The sequence below is a fragment of the Skermanella sp. genome (genome assembly GCF_059503625.1).
The window spans coordinates 1-2,928 of sequence record NZ_JCACHA010000303.1; the positions used below are offsets into that span (position 1 = coordinate 1).

The 2,928-nt window shown below is 59.0% G+C and carries 1 protein-coding gene and 1 pseudogene; one reads left to right on the plus strand and one right to left on the minus strand.

Annotated features, from left to right (window positions below; genetic code table 11):
- Window positions 1-681 (plus strand): annotated as a pseudogene (locus tag AC5JJ6_RS06935) (ISNCY family transposase); the annotation flags it as partial.
- Window positions 682-947: 266 nt separating this feature from the next.
- On the opposite strand, the gene AC5JJ6_RS06940 reads toward AC5JJ6_RS06935, so the two are convergent.
- Entirely contained in the window at window positions 948-2,717 is a 1,770-nt protein-coding gene (locus AC5JJ6_RS06940; protein WP_496041330.1) for a DUF927 domain-containing protein, read from the minus strand.
- Window positions 2,718-2,928 lie beyond the last annotated feature (211 nt).

Here is a 2,928-nt window from a genome sequence, read left to right on the forward strand (position 1 = left end):
TACCGGCTCTATGAGGGACTGGAAGCGGCTGCGGAACTGGCCCGGCTCTACGCGATGGTCCGGCTGTTCATCAACTTCTTCCAGCCCTCGTTCAAGCTGGCCAGCAAGCAGCGTGAGGGCGCGCGGGTGCGCAAGCAGTACCACCCGCCGGCAACACCGGCTCAGCGTCTGTTGACGGACCCTAGGACAGCGGAGGACGTCCGGCTCCGCATCAAGGATTGCCAAGCGACGCTGGATCCCGTTTATCTGCTCAGCGAGATGCGTTCGGCGCAGCGGCGTCTGGTTGAAATCGCCGATCAAAAGGTGCCGCCGGATATGGAGGCAAGCCCGGCACCGACGCTTGAGGAGTCTCTCAGCGGGCTGCGGACGGCTTGGCAGAACGGTGAGGTGCGGCCGACCGCCCAGCCCAAGGCGGCGGCGAAACGAACGCGTCGGCGGCCCGACCCCTTCGCGACGGCATCCGAGCGGTTGCGGGAATGGTTTGAAGCCGAGCCCTGGCGAACCGGCCGGGAGTTGCTGGAACGGCTGCAGGCGGAGCACCCGGGAGTTTATCCGGACGGTCAGCTTCGGACGTTGCAGCGCCGCCTGAAGATCTGGCGGCAGGAGACGGCACATAAAATGGTGTTTGGCGCCCTGTCCAGTGTGGCCGGGGCCGAAGAAGATGCGGCAACGGGAACATGACGGTGAGGCAATGACAAGCCGTTCGGGAACATTATTCGCTGAGGCAATACGGCTTCTCATCCAGATTGACGCGGAACACTGGTTCCAGCGGCATCGCTGCAATGAAGGTGATGAAGGGACACACCATCTCGTCCGATTGCTTCGAGAAGTCTGATCGTGCTGACGGCGAATGGGTGGCCTGCAATTCAAGCGACCTAACCACCCGAAGCTATCAAAAAAGAAGAGGCCGCCGACTTCAGCAGCCTCAAGTTGACCGTATAGAGCGGTTACTGTTTCTCTAGCCAGCGATGAATTCGCCCACGCAGGCAGTAGTAATAATTTTTTCCCCCCGCTTCGGCAATTTTTACCTGCTTTGTGAAGGTATTAGGCCGGCTGGGCTGCCTCATGAGCATCTCCTCAGTGTCAAGTTTGTTCAGTACAAGTTGTAGCTGTTGAGCATCATCAAACCAGGCGCGGAAGACGTCAGGCTTTATCGCCAAGAACGACTTCTTGGGTTCTAACGATCTGCGGAACCCATCAGCCTTAGCAATCTCCTCGGTGTCGATTCCATCAAGGCCTTCGCGCGCGTCGAGGATCTGAGCCGCGTTTAAGCCGACACGAAGCCGTTGAAGGCCCTCCTTCAGCACGGCATCGGCACTTGGGATTGCCTGCCGGGCATCGCGGTAGCAGGCGACTACAGCCTCTTGCACGAGCTCCTCCGACCATGGGAGGATGTCGAACTTGATGGCCAGCAGCCCAATCGCGTAGCACGCAGCAAAGCGCCGCACGAACCGCCGTTCCCATCCGCCGTTCTGAGTTTCCGGCACACCTGCCAGACCCACGAAGTCGGCCATCCATCTTTCCAGCAACGGAAGATATTTATCCCGTCTCTCGACGAACTGTTCTAAGAGAGCGGGACCTGCAGTGCCGTAGCATCGCGTCGCCACCGCATTTTCGAGTCTCCGGGATAGTAACTCGTCCTCGGCCGAATCCCGCAGCTTGCGATCGAAGATGTTTGTGCGGTCATCGGCGAGCGGCACATCAATGAGCCGAACATTATCGCCAGCATCACGTGACAGGCCCGCTGCCGTTGCTAGGTCCGATAGCGGCGCGACGCCGTTACTCAGGATGAAGGTCCGCCACGTTGGACTTTGAAGTTGCTGGTTGAATTTGCCCTGCCTTGCTTTTGGCTGCCCGGAACAAAGGTGGAAGACGGTCTCCCGCACCCGCCTGCCGCCTTTGACTTGGTCCGCATCAAGCTGGGCGATCTCATCTAACACGAGCAGTAGGTCGCAGTTCTCCATCGCGATCGTCTCGGTGCCAGCCTCCGTTCCCCTCCAATGGGTGAGTTCTGCCCGGACAGCCCGCCCAAACACGGAGCGAGCTAGAAGGCTCGCAGTGGTCTTTCCGGCCGAAGACGCACCGAAGAGATGAAAACCCCCATTTTCCAATCCAAGCGGCTGCATCAAGGGGGCAGTGAGGGCACTCAGGATACAGAGGATCATTCTTGAGCTACAAGAAACCGGCGCTGCGACGATCGTCTTCCAGTCTTCGAGCGAGCCGGCTGAGCCGAGGTAGGCTGCCGAGCCGAGCATGCTCGTAGCCGGACTGACACCGCCTGGGGCGATACCGAAGCCACGGCTGCAGAACGCAGCCTCGTGCCAGACTTGTTCAGCATCGGGACCAATTGCCCGGTCAGCCAGTACATACGTATTCCCCCACCAGCCCGTCCTGCGGAGGATTGTCCATTGGAGTGGCGGCTTGGTCGCTTGCAGATGTTTCAGGAGCAACTGCCGATCTCGTCGGTCCAAAGGCCAATCAAAGCCTTGGTCATCGAGAAGATCCAATAATATGCCCGCCTTCCTCAGGACCGAGCTTGGGCAGACAACGTATGTATTGACGTTGTCGACGTCGAACCGGATGATGACGAAGCGGCCGTTGCTGTTCTCGTAGTACCCGAACGCAACAACTTCGATTGACGCCGAGATACGGCGTCTTCCTGTATGATCTTCCACATACATGCCGTCAGGACACACGAGTAGCTTTTCATGCTTCATGATGATCTCCGTGAGCACATGAGCACGACTTGGGGTGCTCATGTGCTCAGTGCTTTTTGGCGCATTAGCAATAGTCGGCCGTGCGCCGACTTGACGGCGGTTTGGCGTGCGGTGACGGCGCCGTGCGTCACGGCTTTACCGACTGGGAAGTTTGAGACTGATCGGCTACGGCAGGGTGCTCGGCTATCAAACCGTCATGGTGGTGTGAATG

Coding starts and splice junctions, on each gene's coding strand:
- AC5JJ6_RS06940 (WP_496041330.1), bottom strand. CDS start 2,717: ATGAAGCATGAAAAGCTACTCGTGTGTCCTGACGGCATGTATGTGGAA.